The organism is Apibacter sp. B3919 (assembly GCF_026537405.1).
Taxonomy (GTDB): domain Bacteria; phylum Bacteroidota; class Bacteroidia; order Flavobacteriales; family Weeksellaceae; genus Apibacter.
In genome coordinates this window covers 317,241-334,763 of record NZ_JAFNMG010000002.1, presented here as the reverse complement: position 1 = coordinate 334,763, position 17,523 = coordinate 317,241, and the positions used below count along the sequence as shown (strand labels likewise).

Sequence of the window (17,523 nt, the reverse complement as noted above, 5' to 3'; positions counted from 1 at the left end):
GAGGGTTGTGGCTTATTTTTTAATAATGGAGTGATTAATTATTCTTCCATCTGAACAATATATTTTAACATAATATACTCCTGAAGGCCTTTGACTCATTGAAAGAACTGCTTTTTGATCCGAAGCCCTAAATTTAACTTCTTCTATCAGTTTAGCATTATAAGCAGACAATTCTATCTTAACTAGTAAGTTAGCTATTTGAGTATCCCACTTGATGATTAATTCAGTTTCCACCGGATTAGGATATATCTCTAATCCATTTGTGGCAGTATACATTATAGGTCCATCAGGAACGGGAATAATAATGACTGGCTCAGGATTTAGCGGCAAGGGAATGGACTGCGAATCATCATCATATTGCAATATTCTTAACTCTTGATTTCCGGAAATATCATAACCAAAGTGAAGACTCTGGGCAGTTAAAGAAATTATTCCTATTAACAAACAGAATAGAAAGAAGAAAAAATATTTCATAGTAATGAATTTAAAATAGTTATTATCTATCAAAGATATAAAATAAAATTAAGTCAATACTATGTAATTATATTTTTATTTAAAAAAATAAGGGATTGCTATAAAATAAAGCAATCCCTCGGGGTTATTTTTGGTTTTTTTTATCTATTTTAACTCTTTAATTCCGAAATTTTTAAAAGCAAAAGCAAATTTATCTGCAGTTTCTTCAATAAGTAAATCAATAGGTTTTCCGGCTCCATGTCCGGCCCTGGTTTCAATTCTTATTAAAACCGGATTTTTGCAATTTTGTTTTTCTTGTAATTCTGCAGCAAATTTATAGGAATGAGAAGGAACTACTCGGTCATCATGATCTCCGGTTGTAATTAATGTTGCAGGATAGCAAATTCCTTTTTTAACATTATGTACCGGAGAATAGGATTTAAGATATGTAAACATTTCTTTATTATCTTCTGCTGTTCCATAATCATATGCCCACCCGGCTCCGGCGGTAAACGTATGATATCGTAACATATCAAGAACACCCACAGCCGGTAAGGCAACTTTGGCTAAATTTGGCCGCATGGTCATTACTGCTCCTACTAACAATCCTCCATTGGATCCTCCCGATAAGGCTAAGTATTCTGAAGATGTATATTTGTTGGATATTAAATATTCACCGGCGGCTATAAAATCTTCAAATACATTTTTTTTCTTTAATTGAGTTCCTGCGTCATGCCACTTTCTACCGTATTCCCCTCCTCCTCGAAGGTTAGCAACTGCATAGACTCCTCCATTTTGTAACCACACGGCAGTCGCTACAGAAAATACGGGAAGCAGACTAATTTCGAATCCTCCATATCCATATAAAAGGGTTGGATTTTTCCCATTGAACTGTGTCCCTTTTTTATAAGTAATTGTCATCGGTATTTTCGTTCCGTCTGATGAAGTATAAAAAATTTGTTTACTCTCAAATTGATTTGGATCAAAGTTTATCTCAGGTTTTTTGTACAGCTCTGATTTTCCGTTTTCCGTATCTAACTTAAAAACGGTTGATGGATATATGTAGCTGGTAAAGGAATAATATATTTCTTTTTGATGAGATTTTCCTGTAAAGCCTGTTGCCTGACCTAATCCGGGTAATGGTAAGGTTCGTATTAAGTTACCATTTAAATCGAATTGCTTCACCTCAGAATGTACATCAACAATATAGTTAGCAAAAAAATATTTATTAGCACCGGTCACATGTAAGACTGATTCAGACTCCGGTATGATCGTTTCCCATTTCGGCTCTTTCTGCCCTAATTGTGTTACATTCAATCTAACCAATTTTTTATTGGGTGCCTGTTCATTGGTTTCAATATATAACCAATCTCCATCGGTAGTGATTACTTCGTAATTATTGGTAAAACCGGTTACGATGGGTTGTATTTTATTTTTATTTTGGGTGTCCAGAATATATAGTTCATTACCCGATGTTGAATTAGCTGCCGTTATTATTATATATCGTTGATCTTCGGAAACCTTTGCATTGATATATCTTCTTGGTGTTTCTTCTCCCCCGAAAATTATCGGGTCTTTGGATTGAGATTCCTTTAAGGAATGAAAATACAAGATATGATGTTCTGTTTTCCCCGATAATTGACTTCCTTCTTTCGGCTTTTGATAACTCGAATAATAAAATCCTTCATTGGATTTCCAAGCTATGTTTGAAAATTTAACGTGAGTTAATGTATCTCCAATCTGTTTTTTAGTTTGGGTTTCTATTACTACTACTTTCCTCCAATCTGAACCACCTTCCGATATTTGATAAGCGGCTAGGCTTCCGTCTTTACTGAAAGAAATATCACCTAAAGAAGATGTACCGTCTTTAGAAAAGGTATTGGGATCTAAAAATACCTCTTCTTTTCCTCCGGAAGTTAATTTTCTATAAAGCACTGATTGAGATTGCAAACCATTATTCTTATAATAATAGGTATAGTTTCCTTCCTCAAAAGGTGCTGAAATTCTTTCGTAATTCCACAGCTTTTTAAGCTGGTCTTTTAGTTGATTTCTAAACGGTATGTTATGTAAATATTCAAATGTCAACTCATTTTGAGTTTTTATCCATTGTTGAGTTTTAGGAGATTGATCATCTTCCAACCATCTATAAGGAGCCGGAACTTTTTCTCCAAAATATTCATCAAACACCGATTGTTTTTCTGTACTAGGATATTTCATGTGTTGTGCATTTACGGTTAAGCATGAGACTAAACTTAACGTAATTATTTTTGGTTTTATCATAAAAACTAATTAATAATTATAAAATTAAAAAAAACCTTTAATTAACAAATTAAAGGTTAGATAAAATTATGGATGTTTAAAATATTAAAAGCTGTAATTATATTCGGTCAAATTTTTAAATTCATTAAGTCTATTTTCATACTCCAAGGAAGATAACTCTTGCAATTTCTCTGTACCGAATTTTTCAACCGTGAAAGAAGCTAATGCACTTCCCACGATAATGGCTTTTTTCATGTTTTCATAGGATAAATCTGCCGTTTGGGTTATATAGCCTGCAAATCCCCCGGCAAAAGTATCACCGGCACCCGTTGGATCAAAAACATCTTCTAAAGGCAGAGCGGGAGCAAAAAATATTTTATTTTCATTAAACAATAAGGCACCATGTTCACCTTTTTTTATAATCACTACCTTAGGACCCATGCTTTGAATTTTTTTTGCTGCTTTAACTAAGCTGTATTCCCCCGATAATTGTCGGGCTTCTGCATCGTTTACTGTTAATACATCTACTTTAGAAATAATTTGAAGCAATGAATCCCAAGCGGTATTCATCCAGAAGTCCATAGTATCTAAGATTACCAATTTTGGTTTATCAGTCATTTGTTCTAAAACAGATAATTGTATGGCGGGATGTAAATTTCCTAACATTACAATTTCAGAATTTTTCTGAGAATCGGGTATTTTGGGCTCAAAATTTTCCAACACATTTAATTCGGTGATTAATGTATCTCGATTATTCATATCAATATGATATTTTCCTGACCAAAAAAAAGTTTTTCCGTCTTCTATTTTTTTTACTCCTTCAATACCTATGGAATTTTTATGAAATACCTCTATATATTCAGGTTTAAAATCACCGCCAATTACAGAAACAAGGTTAACTTCTGCTCCTAGCTTGGAAGCAGCCAAACCTATATAAGTGGCAGCTCCGCCTAAAATTTTATCAGTTTTCCCAAATGGGGTTTCTATGGCATCGTATGCTACGGTACCCACTGCTAGTAATTTCATTTATTTTAATTAAAATTGTGTGTCTACAAAGATAAACCTATTGTAAAAGATAAGAAAAGTTTTACCGTAAAATATATCCTGTTTTATAAAAAATTTTTTACTTAAATGCCTATACTTCAATAGTTATTTAATATATGTTTAAATTCATTCAGGTTGATTTTTATTTTCGACAACTAATTCTATTCTCCTTACGGCTATTTATTTTTTGACTTAAATCCGTAGGATAAGCCTATCCCAAATGTTTGTCTTGTTTGAACTCTTTCTATTTGATCGTGATCATAAATTAGGTCAAAGGTTAGTTTCGTGGATATATGATTATTGACTTTCATATCTATAACACTTCCAAAATTCACATCAACCCTTTCGGTGTGAGATAAGTAATTAGTAAATAAAGACAAAGCATTATCCCAAACAACATTTTTCATGATTTCAACTTTATATTTAGCGGTAACCATTGCCCCAAGTTCCATAAACATACAGTCTCCGTCATGTTTTAATCCGTAATTATTTTTTTTCTGCAATTTTCTGTCCAGAACAAATGTATTTTTAGAGGTTATGGGTAATAATGATAATTGAAAATTTCCATCCGGTTTATATTCAAAACCAACCCCTAACGTTAAATAGCCCGGAGACATAAAAGAGGAAATTCTGTCTTTGGAAGTGTAATCCGGATGGGCAGAATAATCATATCCGTTAAACATTTGTGTTTTAAAAGACATATCTATACTTGCATACCAATTCTTTGATATGCTCCTTCCATACATCGATTCAAGTAACAAAATATCATCAGTTTTTCTCATCTTATCGTTTTTGTTGTTAACTTGACCATAACCGATAGTTATTGTATTTTTAAAAATATTTTTTCCTTTTTTGTAATCTAAGGAATATTTTATTCTTGCTGATCCTCCAAAAGAATTTGTTCCTCCGGCTATCCAATGTGAAAATGAACTTTGATTTACTATAAGTGAATGGTCTCCACTAATTTTCCAATTTTTAGTTTTTTTGGGAACAGTTACCGTATCTGTAATAGGATTTTCTGTACCTAATTGTTGAGCATAAATAAAATGTGAAAGGATGGATACAAATAAAAATAATAAAATTTTCTTCATCATTCTTGATCGATTTATTGGTTTTAAAAAAAGTTAAATATAGCAAGTATTCAATTTACGCATTAGTTTACTTTTATTTATCAATTAAAGGATTGAATTGATATTGTTTTTCTTGTGTTATATAAGTTTCTTGTTAAATGAAATAAATAATATACGAATATATTCGTATATTATCTAAATTCAAAATTAAATATGCGTATTGTTGATAACCTTATTAATTATTTATTAAATAATGAGAATTTTTAATTATTTATTGGTCGCAAAATACTTCATAGAAATATAAATGGAGAGTGTTTTATAGAGAGGTAAAATCAAAATGAACATGAATGCGAAAAAATAAAAATAACTTTAAGAGCAATATCATATATAGCTGAATAATAACAACAGCTATATATGATGTAACTAATTTATATTAACTAAAAGATAAATTTTATTTTTTGCTTTTATAAAGAACCGGATTTAATTCGTCATCATTGTACATCTTCATTTGTTTATATACTTTCATATACTTTTTCCCGGTTGAGTAGTCTTCTAAAAGTTCTTCTATTGCAGTAGACAGATCCAAATACTGTTGTTGTAAAACATCTAATTTTTTCTGACAGCTTTCTTTGTGTTCTTGGCCCGCATCCGGACGTTCAACCTCAGCTTTCATATGATATATCTTTAAAGATAAAATCGATAAACGATCTATCGCCCAAGCAGGACTTTCCGTATTTATTTTTGCATCGGAAAGAATTTGAACGTCCTTATATTTATTTAAAAACCAGCTATCCAAATTTTCTACCCGATCAGTCCTTTCTTGATTAGATTTGTCAATCCACCTTTTTAATCGTAAGGCTTCAATCGGATCAATATTTTCATCTCTAATTAGGTCTTCCAAATGCCATTGAACGGTATCAATCCAATTTTTTAAATACAATAAATGTTCAAGGCTATCTTGAGGATATGGGTTGTTAATTTTCTGGTTTACATCATCTTTTACATGATAATCCTGAATACTTTGGTTAAATATTTCCCAGGCTTTTTCTGTAAATTTCATGTTGTTATTTATTATTTTACTAATAATTAATTTGTGATTAGTTTTCGTCTTTAGAATTGGATGATGATTGAGAATCTTTTTTCTTTTCATCATCTGACTTAGTAGCATCTTTAAACTCCTTCAAACCTGTTCCCAAACCTCTCATCAATTCAGGAATTTTTTTCCCACCAAACAATAATAATACTACAATCAATATTATTACTATAGACATAGGATGTTCAAATAATCTCATAATTTTTTTGATTTGTTTCAAAGTTAATGAATTTTTGAAAATTCTTAACTTCAATAATACATTTTCTATAAATAACTTACATACCGGATAACCAGTTGGATGGATTTTGAGGTACAGTACCTTTCCATACCTGGAACCCTAAAAGGGTGGTATTCGTATCGTCTGTGTAAATTTTACCTAACGCTTGACCTGTTTTTACTTTGTCTCCTACGGAAACAATAACGGTTGAAAGGTTTGAATATAAGGTAAAATAATTTCCATGACTGATCAATACTGCTTTCCCTCCTCCGGGAACTATCAAAATTCTGCTTACCGATCCGTTAAATACGGATTTAGCCAAACTACCCGGTGCAGCAGCTATCTCAACGCCTTGATGCTCTACATAAATATTCGGTACTACCGGATGTGGCGTTCTACCAAATCCGGAAACCACTGTTCCTGCAACCGGCCAAGGTAGTGAGTTTTTATTGGCTTCAAAATTTCTAGACAGTGTTTCTGAAGCACTCGTATTTATGTTAGGAATATCTAAGGACTTCTTCTTTGCAACTGCTTTTTCTTCTGCAATTTTTGCATCTTGTGCTTTTTGGGATGCTAATTTTTCGGCTGCCGACTTTTCAGCAGCTGCCTTTTCAGCAGCTTTTCTAGCGTCGTCCGCTCTTTTTGCGGCTGCTTTATCATTAGCCTCTTTTTCAGCGGCTAATTTAGCGGCTAATGCTTGTTCTGCTGCTTTTTTAGCTGCAGCCGCTTTTTGCGCAGCCATTTTTTCTGCCGCCATATGAGCCTCCATTGCTTTTTTAGCTCGTTCTTCTTCTATTGTTTTTTTTCGTAATCTTTCCGCTTCTTCTGCCTTTCTTCTTTCTTCTGCCTCTTTCGCCTTAACAACTCTAAGCTCTTCTGCAATAATTGCTTGAACCTGTCTTTCCAAAGCCTTTCTTTGTGATTGCTTTTGCTTTATTTTTTCGGCTAAATCACCTTGCTCCTTCATATATCGCTCAACTAAAATTTCTTTTTCTTTCTTTTCTGTGTTTAGTTGATTGATTTGGGCTTGTTGTTGAGCCAAAACCTCTAATTTTTCTTTTTTTGCGGCTTCTCTTAATTCGATGGTATGCAAAATTTGCTGTTGTTTTTCATTAATTTCAGCAACTTTTTCATCTTGGAATTCCGAATATTTCTGTAAATATTTTATGCGTCGAAAAGCTTGAGATATATTTTCTGACGATAATATGAATAAAATCTTATTTTGAACGGATTTATTTTTGTAAGATCGTATCAATACATCTGCATAATCTTCTCTGAGCTTTTTTAATTCTCTTCGTAATTTATTAACTGCTAATTGATTTAAGTATATTTCTTCATCTAACACTCTGGCTTCTTTCCGTGTGGTGTTGATCAATTTTGCCCGTACGCTTATTTTTTTATTAAGATTCGCAATATATGTAATAGATGTTTTCGATTCATTTTTACTTGAAATCAAAGCCTTGTTTAGTTCGGCAATCTCTTGTTTTAACTGAGCACTCTGTTTTTGAAGGTCTTCTTTCTTATAGGGTAACTGACTATAGATAAATATAGTTAGTAAAAGAAAGAAAAATGTATATATTTTTTTATTAATAGCCATTAATTAATTTTTCTTTGCGAATATCCCTTTGGAATTTCAAAAGGCGTTTCCATATTAACGAACTCAAATTTATTATAATTCAATGTAATTTTAATCTCTTTTTCTCCTTTTATGAAAATTTTAATATTTTTTGGCAAAATTTTATTCTCAATACTTATATAATCATCATAATCTATCTGTAAATACGTATTTTTTGATGGATCATCCATACGTATCTGTCTCAAATTAGAATTGGAATCGAAAGTAAGTCTTCTTGAAAAATTTCTTGCATCTTTACCGCTGCCTACTTTCATAGTTTTTTTGGAAGTAAGTATGTAGTAATTATTCTCAATTGAAAAATTAAAATCGTTGATATCTAAAGGAAAAAATAATTTACCTATCAATAAATCTTCAATATTTTTATAGGTTAAAAAATCTACTTTTAAAAGATTATTTAGATAATCAAAATTTGAATCAACATATGTTTTTCCTAATCTTTCATACATCTTAAATCCTCCCGGATAAATGGAAGCTCTTGCTAAAGGAAGAATTAAAGATGCGTTAGCCCAAATTTGATTTCCTTTATCGATATATAGGGTTAAGGCTACCGAAGGATATGAATTCCCCGATTCTATATCTGCATTGGCTTTTATCTTTAAAGTAGTAAAATCGACAGGTTGAGCAATAGTTTTAACTAAATTTTCAACACTTGCATTTTCATACTTAATTTCTTTTTCATTGATGGATATTCCTTTTTGGGTTTTACATGAAAATATCAATGCAGAAGCCAAGAATAGAATCAGTAATTTTTTCATATCTTTTATTTAGTTTCCAATACACTAAAGTCACCTAAGCTTAATGATCGAGAGACCCCAATATACTTAGCCGAATTACCAATCATTGAATTGGTAAGATTTCCGTGACTGATTTGAGTGTTTTCTTGTATCAACGAATTTTCTATATTACTTTTATTAATTTTAGTTCCATTGCCTAAAGAAACATTGGGACCTATTTTTGAGTTAATTATTTCTACATTTTCACCGATGAAACACGGTGGAATAATTAAACTGTTTTCAATTTTAGCACTTTCAGGATATAAAGCTAATTCATCTTTTTCATAATTTAAAATTTTAGAATTAGTTTCTACCGTTACATCCTTGTTTCCACAATCCATCCAGTCATCTACTTTTCCGAGTGTAAATTTAGCACCTTTATCTCTTAGAATATCTAAAGCATTGGTCAGCTGATATTCATTAGCTACTTTAATATCGTTATCAATCAAATAATTTATTTCATTCATTAATTTATCTGCATCCTTGAAATAATAAATACCAATAATTGCTAAATCTGAGACAAACTCTTTCGGTTTTTCAACGATTCCTTTTATAATACCGTATTCATCTAATTTCACCACTCCAAAAGCACTCGGATCTTCCACTTTTTTAACCCAAATTACTCCATCTGAGTCTTTATCTAATTGAAAATCTGCTTTAAATAAAGTATCCGCAAATGCAATTATAATGGGGCCTTTCATACTTTCTTTAGCACAATGAATGGCATGTGCCGTTCCTAAGGGACATAATTGATGATAGATAGTACCTTTAGCTCCTAATTTTTCAGCAATATCAATTAATTGATTTTCCGTTTCTTGTCCAAAATCGCCTATTATAAATGCTATTTCTTCTATTTTATCATCCACTACTTTAGCGATGTCTTCAACTAATCTTTGAACGATGGGTTTTCCTGCAATAGGTATCAACGGTTTTGGAATAGTCAATGTATGCGGCCTCAACCTTGACCCTTTACCGGCCATTGGAACAATAATTCTCATAATTTATCTAATTAAAATGTTCTTAAAAAGTTTTTTTAGTATTACTAATTTTATTTGATACCTGAACTTCCATATCCCCCTGCACCTCTCACCGTTTCACTCAATTCTTCCACTTCTTCCCAAACTATTGTTTCATGTTTTGCTATCACTAATTGCGCTATCCTCTCTCCATCATTTATAGTAAAATCTTCTTTAGAAAGATTTACTAAAATTACCCCTAATTCACCTCTATAGTCAGCATCTATTGTTCCGGGAGAATTAGGACAACCTATTCCGTGTTTAATGGCTAATCCACTTCTTGGACGGATTTGCCCTTCATATCCGGGAGGTATTTCAATATATAGTCCTGTAGGTATTATTTTTCTTTCCAAAGGCTTTAATAATACAGAAGCTTCCAAGTTTGCTCTTAGATCCATTCCTGCGGAAAAGGCCGTTTTGTATTCGGGAAGCTCATGCTTTGATTTATTTATAACTTTAATTTTCATTATAATTATCCCTATTTTTATTACTTTACAAAATAATAATAAAATTCACAAATTACAAAAAATAACTTAAATTATCTAAATACTTATTTAAAGGATAGCCATTTTAAATTTATACATAAATAGGAATGTAATATAATAATATACATTTAGCAAAGATATCCTCTTACATACTATATAAAAACACTAACTTTACAACTTTATAATAATTATAATTTTCTTATAATGAAAGAAATGTTTATTAAAGACCTTACTTCTCGTTATAATTATAAGGGAGAAAAAATAATGCTTGGAAAAGCTATGTTAGATGGCCAAATAGTACCGGAAGTTGAAATATCAGTTCCTTTAAAAATGATAAACAGACACGGTTTAATTGCGGGTGCTACGGGCACCGGAAAAACCAAAACTCTTCAGGTATTGGCCGAGCAACTTTCTCTTAAAGGTGTTCCAACCTTATTAATGGATATCAAAGGTGATTTAAGCGGTATTGCAAAAGCAGGTGATCCTAATAATCCAAAAATACTGGAACGTTATAAAAAATTAGGTTTATCTTACCATACGCAAGGTTTCCCGGTGGAATTATTAACTATTTCACAAGAAAAGGGAGTCAGACTCAGAGCTACGATTACTGAATTTGGACCTATATTATTAAGTAAAATCCTTGAACTTAATGATGTTCAAACCAGTATCATGTCAATACTTTTTAAATATTGTGATGATAAAAAACTTCCCTTACTTGATCTTGACGATTTACGAAAAGTTTTACAATTTGTAACCGACAATGATCAAGGCAAATCGGAATTGGCTCAAAACTACGGTTCTATTGCTCCCAGCTCTTTAGGTTCAATTTTAAGAAAGATTGTTTTTTTGGAACAACAAGGCGCCGGTCGTTTTTTTGGAGAACCCAGCTTTAATACAGACGATTTATTGGAAGTTAGAAACGGGTTGGGAGTTGTGAGTATTATTCGTTTAACAGATATTCAAAATCAACCCCAATTTTTTTCAACTTTTATGTTGAGCTTATTGTCTGAAATATATCAGACCTTTCCTGAGGTAGGTGATCTTGACAAACCTAAACTTGCCATTTTTATAGACGAGGCCCATCTTATATTTAATGAGGCTTCTAAAGCTTTACTTAATCAGATTGAAACTATGGTTAAGCTTATACGTTCCAAAGGGATTGGATTATATTTCTGTACCCAGGTTCCGGGAGATGTTCCCGAAGGCGTTTTAAGTCAGTTAGGATTAAAGATACAACATGCTTTGCGCGGCTTTACCGCAAGGGACAAAAAAGAGATAAACAAAGCGGTAGAAAATTATCCGACTTCTACATATTATAAGGCTAATGATCTGATACAACAATTAGGTATAGGAGAAGCATTTGTAACTTCATTAGATGAAAAAGGAATCCCTACTCCTTTGGCAGATACATTCATGATATCACCGAGTTCTCGTATGGATGTACTTACTTCCGATGAAATTGATGAGATTGTAAATAATTCAGACTTGGTTAAAAAATATGCGGAAGATATTAATAAGGAAAGTGCTTATGAAATTCTTAGTGAAAGAATGAATGCCGTTTCTGATGATAAAAATTCTACAACTACAGAAACTCAAACGAACAAAAAAGGAAATACAACTACTCAAAAATCCGAACCCTCTTTATTTGAAAAAATAATGAATTCACCATTTGTTAGAGATATTGGAAGAACATTTGTACGAGAAGGGTCAAAAATGTTTTTCGGAGCTTTAGGGGTTAAAAAAAATACAAGAAGAAAAAATTAATTTTTGACGAGTATAGATATTTTTATATGGACTATGCAATTTTAGATGTGGAAACCAGCGGTGGTAAATTTAATGAAGAAAGTTTAATTGAAATCGCCATATATAGATTCGATGGAGAAAAAATTACAGATTCTTTTAGCTCTTTAGTCAACCCTGAAAAGGATATACATTTTTATGTTCAAAAGCTCACGGGCATTACGCAAAAAATGGTAAAAACTTCACCCAAATTTTATGAATTGGCAAAGCGAATTGTTGAAATCACGGATGATGCCATTCTTGTTGGACATAATATTAGTTTCGATTATCGCGTAATACGCAGTGAATTCTCTCGTTTAGGATATGATTATCAACGACCCACCCTGGATACTATCACATTAAGCCGAAATCTAATTCCGGGTATGACCTCCTATTCTTTAGGTAAACTTTGTGATTCGCTGGGAATTCCTGTAAGTGATAGACATAGAGCTCATGGAGATGCTCGCGCTACCGTTAAATTGTTTCAGCTTTTATTAGCTAAAGATTTACATAAAAATATTATTGGATCATCCATAAAGCATAGCAACTACCAATCTTTAAATAAAAAAATACTTTCTTTTTTAGAAAAGCTTCCCCTTGAAACCGGAGTTTTTTATTTTCATGATGAAAATGACAAAATTATATACATCGATAAAGGTTTAGATATATCAACTAAAGCCAGACAGATTTTAACTTCAAAAAGTAAAAAGTCAAGAATTTTACAAGTTAAAACCAAAGAAATCAGTTTTGAGCTTACCGGTAATGAAATTATTGCGAACATAAAGGCTTTAAATGAAATTAAAATTAATCGCCCCCTTTATAAGCCTACTAAAGAAAATTATACTACTATATTCGGTATTTTCTTTACGCCACCCACTTTAAGCATTGATTTTATCAATTTTAAAAATAAAAAATATGCTTTATTCGCTTTTGAAACCTTAGATAAAGCTGAAGATGCATTACTTTCTTTACAAAAAAAAATAGATAGTGGTGTAAATATACTTTCAGAAATAAATTTTCAAGAAGATACGTATATTTTATTAACAGATAAGGGAAGAACATTCGGTGAAAAATCTTTTTTGTTTTTTGAAAACGGTCATTTTAAAGGATACGGTTTTTATTCCCTGCACACACAAATAAAAAATGTAGAACAGATAAAAAAAATAATGGTTCCATCCACCATAAATGCTGAAATTTTACTTCAAATACGTAATAAATTTTTCATTTCAAATAAGTTACAAAAAATTATTATTTCAGAACCCAACCTTTTCAGTTAAATTCAATTTAAACATTTTTTTTAAAAAGTATATCATTCTATTTTTCTATAAGGTGTGTATTACGAATTAATTAATTATTTTATAATATAATCAGTTCTTATTATGAGAAAAAGAAATTTTTTACTAATAGATTCTTATTTTTGTAATTATATATACTAAAAAAAGATGAAAGGGATACTTTTGGTCAATCTGGGATCACCAAAAACTCCATCAGAACAAGATGTTCGAGTTTATTTGCGTGAGTTCCTAATGGACAAACGGGTAATTGATGCGCCGTGGTTAATTCGTAAATTCATTGTGGAATGCATGATCTTACCTAAAAGACCTAAAGAATCTGCTCATGCCTATCAAAATATTTGGTGGAAGGAAGGCTCTCCTTTAGTTGTAATTTCAAAAAGAATTACTCAACTATTGCAAAAAAAGTTAAAATATCCCATTGCATTAGCGATGAGATATCAAGAACCTTCCATTCAAAATGGTCTGCTCGAATTAAAAAATCAAGGAGTTTCAGAAGTTTTGGTTATTCCATTATACCCTCAATATGCAATGAGCACAACTGAAACTGTAGTAGAAAAGACTAAAGAAATTCAAAAAAAGTATTACCCGGATATATCAATAAGCTTTCTACCTCCTTTTTATAATGATGAAGAATATTTAGAGGTTTTAAGCAATTCTATAAAAAAACAGCTGCCCGAATCCTACGATTTGATTTTATTCAGTTATCACGGTCTTCCAGAACGTCATATTTACAAAACCGATCCGACTAAGCAGTGCCGAATTGACGATACTTGTTGTTTCGAAAAAGGATTGGCATCTCATCCCTACTGCTACCGACATCAATGCTATTACGTTACCGAAAAAGTTCGCCAAAAATTAGGTTTAGATACATCTAAAATCAGGCAAACTTTTCAATCCAGATTAGGCAGAGATCCCTGGCTAAAACCTTATACTGATAAAACTTTGGAATCTCTTCCTTCTGAAGGGGTATCTAAAATAGCGGTTGTGGCACCTGCTTTTGTATCCGATTGTCTTGAAACTTTGGAAGAACTTGCGATAACGGATAAAAAATTATTTATGGATTGCGGTGGCAAAGAATTTCATTATATAAAATGCCTGAATGAAGATGAGAATTGGATTAATTGGTTACAAGAAAAAATTAACAGTTTTTTATATCAATCTTAATCAATGGTTTATCCAATAGAAAATTTAAATTATAAAATTCTTTACTACTTTTGTTTTAATATTCAATTGTTTTGAAAAGGTTAATTAAGAATATATTACTTCAGATATCCAAAGTATCTTTTCCCGTTCTATATGGTATCTCAACATTTTTATATTTTATCATTTATTATATCATTGGTTATAGAAAAAAAATTGTCAGAAATAATCTCTTAATTGCTTTTCCTGATAAAACCAAGGAAGAAAGATTGAATATTCAAAAACAGTTTTACAGAAATTTTATGGATTTTATGGTTGAACTGATTAAAACATTTTCGATGAAGGAGGAAGATTATGATGAGAGAATCAAATTTGTAAATTTGGAAGTTTCGCAACAATGCCATAAAGAAAAAAAAGATATCATTATGCTTATCGGACATATGTTCAATTGGGAGTGGTTAACAGGAATTTCCATGGATTTAAGTCAGAAGCATTCATATGCTGTATATAAAAAAGTGGCAAATAATTTTTTTGATCAGGAAGTACATGAATCTCGCGCCAGGTTTGGAACTATTCCTCTTTCGGTTAAAGAGGTGGTAAGATCCATGATTAAATTGCCTAATGACGGTTCTCATGTATTTTTGTTTGTTGCGGATCAAAGCCCCTTTAAAAGTAGAATTCATTATGAATTAAATTTTTTTAATCGAATAACTCCCGCATTTAATGGATATGATAAAATTGCTCGAAAAAAAGATTATGCGATTGTGTATGTTGATATGGTTAAGGTGAAAAGAGGAAAATATGAAGCTCATTTGAAACGTATTCTTCCTGATGGCGACCAATTCAGGGAAAACGAAATTGTCGAAAAATTTTACTCTGAATTAGAACAAAATATAAAATCCAATCCAAGTCTTTGGCTTTGGTCTCATAAAAGATGGAAATACACAAGCGGAATAGATTATCAACTTTAGCAATTGCTATACTTAACTATAATGGAACTGGCTGGTTTGAGAAATTTTTACAAAAGGTAATCGATTACAGTCCGGGCTCATCTATTTATGTAATTGATAATGCCTCAACGGATGATTCTATATATTACTTGCAAAAAAATTTTCCGTCGGTAAAAATCATACAAAACAATAAAAATTATGGTTATGCGGGTGGATATAATGAAGGGTTAAAATTTCTTTCCGAAGATATTTATTGTTTATTAAATTCTGATGTGCAAGTTACTGAAAACTGGACAGTACCCATTTTAAAATTATTTCAAGACAATTCAAATATTTCAGCTATTCAGCCTAAAATTAGAAGTTACAAGGAAAAAGATTATTTTGAATTTGCAGGAGCTGCAGGTGGTTTTATAGATAATTTAGGTTATCTGTTTTGTCGCGGAAGAGTTTTTTTCAGTCTCGAAAAAGATACGGGACAATATAATGACAACTGCGAAATATTTTGGGCAACCGGAGCTTGTTTATTTATAAGAAGGGAGGATTTTTGGGAAAATGAAGGATTCGATTCCGATTTTTTTGCTCATATGGAAGAGATTGATCTTTGCTGGAGATTAAAAAATAAAGGTAAAATTATTTATTATTGTTCAGAGTCTACGGTATATCATGTGGGAGGTGGCACTTTGGATGTTTACAATCCTGAAAAGACTTATCTTAATTTCAGGAATAATCTTTTGATGCTTATTAAGAATTTACCGTCCGATCAAGTGGTATGGATTATTTTATTCCGGTTGTTATTAGATGGATTGGCAGGAATTAGATTTCTTTTTTCAAATGGTTGGAAACATTGTTGGGCCATCGTTCGGGCTCATTTTGCTGTTTATCGAATGTTGCCTAAATTTTTAAAAAAACGTAAAGCCGGAATCAAAAATTATTATAACAAAAAATACATTATATTTCAATACTTTGTTGAAAAAAGGAATACATACACGCGCTTAAAATAAATTCTTATTAATTTATTTAGCTATCTACTTTTTTATAACTTTACAAACTGTATATTTTTTATAAAACTATGGAATTAGCAAGAATACAACAACTTGAAAATTTAGCCAAAGAATTTGGCACTCCTCTTTATGTTTATGATGCCGATATAATTAAAAATCAATATAACAGGCTAGTTAAAGCATTTAAAAGCGTTAAAAAAGTCAAGTTAAATTATGCGTGTAAAGCTAATACCAATCTTAATATTTTAAAATTCATTAAAAGTATTGGTTCCGGATTGGACACTGTATCCATACAAGAAGTTCAGTTGGGTTTAAGAGCCGGATTCGAACCAAAAGAAATTATTTACACTCCCAACGGGGTTTCTTTTCAAGAGATTAAACAAGCCGTTCAGTTAGGCGTTCGTATCAATATTGATAATCTTTCGATTTTAGAAACTTTTGGTCATGAAATAAAAAATTATCCTGTTTGCATTCGAATTAATCCTCACATTATGGCAGGTGGAAACACTAAAATTTCAACCGGCCATATTGATTCGAAATTTGGAATTTCCATTCATCAGCTTCCTCATGTTTTGCGAATCGTAAATAATACGGGAATCAAAGTGGAAGGAGTACACATGCACACAGGTTCCGATATTCTTGATGTGGAAGTTTTCCTTAAAGGAGCTGAAATACTTTTTAATGTAGCTAAGGAATTTCATGATCTAGATTATATTGATTTCGGAAGCGGATTTAAAGTTGCTTATAAGGAAGGAGATCATGAAACCGATATTAATTATTTGGGTAAAAAATTGGGAGAGCGTTTTAATGAGTTTCAAAAAACATATCCTCATGAATTGACCCTTATGTTTGAGCCGGGTAAATTTTTAGTTAGTCAATCCGGATTTTTTATTGTTTCAGTAAATGTAATCAAGCAAACTACTTCAACTGTTTTTGCTGAAGTTGACAGCGGGTTTAATCATTTGATACGCCCTATGTTTTATAATGCTCACCATACCATTACTAATATTTCCAATCCTGAAGGAAGACACCGATTCTATACTGTGGTAGGCTATATTTGTGAAACTGATACTTTTGGAACGAATCGAAAGATAAGCGAAATACACGAAGGTGATTTGCTTTGTTTCCAAAATGCAGGGGCTTATTGTTTCTCCATGTCCTCCAATTATAACTCAAGATTGAAACCTGCTGAGGTTTTATTAATAAACGGTAAACCTCACTTAATCAGACGAAGAGAAAATTTAGACGATTTATTAACTACTACGGAGGAAATTTCTATTTAAAAAATTTGGAAAAAGAAAAAAGGTTTGTA

General features: G+C 31.6%; 16 protein-coding genes. 6 read left to right on the top strand and 10 right to left on the bottom strand.

Annotation, left to right across the window (positions count from 1 at the left end; genetic code table 11):
- Positions 1-12 precede the first annotated feature (12 nt).
- The 10 genes from J3U20_RS04780 to dut all read right to left on the bottom strand — a co-directional run bounded on the left by J3U20_RS04780 (position 13) and on the right by dut (position 10,028).
- The gene (locus J3U20_RS04780) at positions 13-474 is read right to left on the bottom strand and encodes a T9SS type A sorting domain-containing protein (RefSeq protein WP_160541860.1); all 462 of its coding nucleotides are present in this window, start codon (positions 472-474) and stop codon (positions 13-15) included.
- A 144-nt stretch (positions 475-618) separates the two neighbouring features.
- Positions 619-2,733: a prolyl oligopeptidase family serine peptidase gene (locus tag J3U20_RS04775; RefSeq protein ID WP_160541859.1), complete on the bottom strand. Its 2,115-nt coding sequence runs from the start codon at positions 2,731-2,733 to the stop codon at positions 619-621.
- Positions 2,734-2,817: 84 nt separating this feature from the next.
- Positions 2,818-3,738 (bottom strand): PfkB family carbohydrate kinase, encoded by a 921-nt coding sequence (locus J3U20_RS04770; protein ID WP_160541858.1) that lies wholly within the window; start codon positions 3,736-3,738, stop codon positions 2,818-2,820.
- Between the two features lie 194 nt (positions 3,739-3,932).
- Positions 3,933-4,847 carry a DUF3078 domain-containing protein gene (locus J3U20_RS04765; RefSeq protein ID WP_160541857.1) on the bottom strand — a complete coding sequence of 305 codons (915 nt, stop codon included), beginning with the start codon at positions 4,845-4,847 and terminating at the stop codon, positions 3,933-3,935.
- A 430-nt stretch (positions 4,848-5,277) separates the two neighbouring features.
- Positions 5,278-5,886, bottom strand: coding sequence for a DUF4254 domain-containing protein (locus J3U20_RS04760; protein WP_160541856.1), 609 nt, complete (start codon positions 5,884-5,886; stop codon positions 5,278-5,280).
- Between the two features lie 37 nt (positions 5,887-5,923).
- Complete coding sequence (gene tatA, locus J3U20_RS04755; protein WP_160541855.1) at positions 5,924-6,118, bottom strand: twin-arginine translocase TatA/TatE family subunit; 195 nt, start codon at positions 6,116-6,118, stop codon at positions 5,924-5,926.
- A gap of 76 nt (positions 6,119-6,194) precedes the next feature.
- On the bottom strand, positions 6,195-7,733 hold the full coding sequence (locus tag J3U20_RS04750; RefSeq protein ID WP_160541854.1) for a murein hydrolase activator EnvC family protein: 1,539 nt from the start codon (positions 7,731-7,733) through the stop codon (positions 6,195-6,197).
- On the bottom strand, positions 7,733-8,527 hold the full coding sequence (locus J3U20_RS04745) for a DUF4292 domain-containing protein (protein ID WP_160541853.1): 795 nt from the start codon (positions 8,525-8,527) through the stop codon (positions 7,733-7,735). Before J3U20_RS04745 ends, J3U20_RS04750 begins: the two co-directional genes overlap by 1 nt.
- 5 nt (positions 8,528-8,532) lie before the next feature.
- On the bottom strand, positions 8,533-9,543 hold the full coding sequence (locus J3U20_RS04740) for a sugar phosphate nucleotidyltransferase (protein WP_160541852.1): 1,011 nt from the start codon (positions 9,541-9,543) through the stop codon (positions 8,533-8,535).
- 50 nt (positions 9,544-9,593) lie between these two features.
- Positions 9,594-10,028, bottom strand: coding sequence for a dUTP diphosphatase (gene dut / locus J3U20_RS04735; RefSeq protein ID WP_160541851.1), 435 nt, complete (start codon positions 10,026-10,028; stop codon positions 9,594-9,596).
- Between the two features lie 222 nt (positions 10,029-10,250).
- Between dut and J3U20_RS04730 the strand changes: the two genes are divergently transcribed.
- From J3U20_RS04730 to lysA, 6 genes are all read left to right on the top strand, one after another.
- Positions 10,251-11,810: a helicase HerA-like domain-containing protein gene (locus tag J3U20_RS04730; RefSeq protein WP_160541850.1), complete on the top strand. Its 1,560-nt coding sequence runs from the start codon at positions 10,251-10,253 to the stop codon at positions 11,808-11,810.
- A gap of 26 nt (positions 11,811-11,836) precedes the next feature.
- A complete protein-coding gene (locus tag J3U20_RS04725) occupies positions 11,837-13,102 on the top strand; it encodes an exonuclease domain-containing protein (RefSeq protein ID WP_160541849.1) in 1,266 nt (421 codons plus the stop codon).
- A gap of 165 nt (positions 13,103-13,267) precedes the next feature.
- Positions 13,268-14,284 (top strand): ferrochelatase, encoded by a 1,017-nt coding sequence (hemH, locus tag J3U20_RS04720; RefSeq protein ID WP_160541848.1) that lies wholly within the window; start codon positions 13,268-13,270, stop codon positions 14,282-14,284.
- 71 nt (positions 14,285-14,355) lie between these two features.
- On the top strand, positions 14,356-15,231 hold the full coding sequence (locus J3U20_RS04715; protein ID WP_160541847.1) for a lysophospholipid acyltransferase family protein: 876 nt from the start codon (positions 14,356-14,358) through the stop codon (positions 15,229-15,231).
- Positions 15,195-16,211, top strand: coding sequence for a glycosyltransferase family 2 protein (locus J3U20_RS04710; RefSeq protein ID WP_160541846.1), 1,017 nt, complete (start codon positions 15,195-15,197; stop codon positions 16,209-16,211). The genes J3U20_RS04715 and J3U20_RS04710 overlap by 37 nt, the downstream gene beginning before the upstream one ends.
- Positions 16,212-16,279: 68 nt before the next feature.
- The gene (gene lysA, locus J3U20_RS04705; RefSeq protein WP_160541845.1) at positions 16,280-17,494 is read left to right on the top strand and encodes a diaminopimelate decarboxylase; all 1,215 of its coding nucleotides are present in this window, start codon (positions 16,280-16,282) and stop codon (positions 17,492-17,494) included.
- The last annotated feature ends 29 nt before the right edge of the window (positions 17,495-17,523 follow it).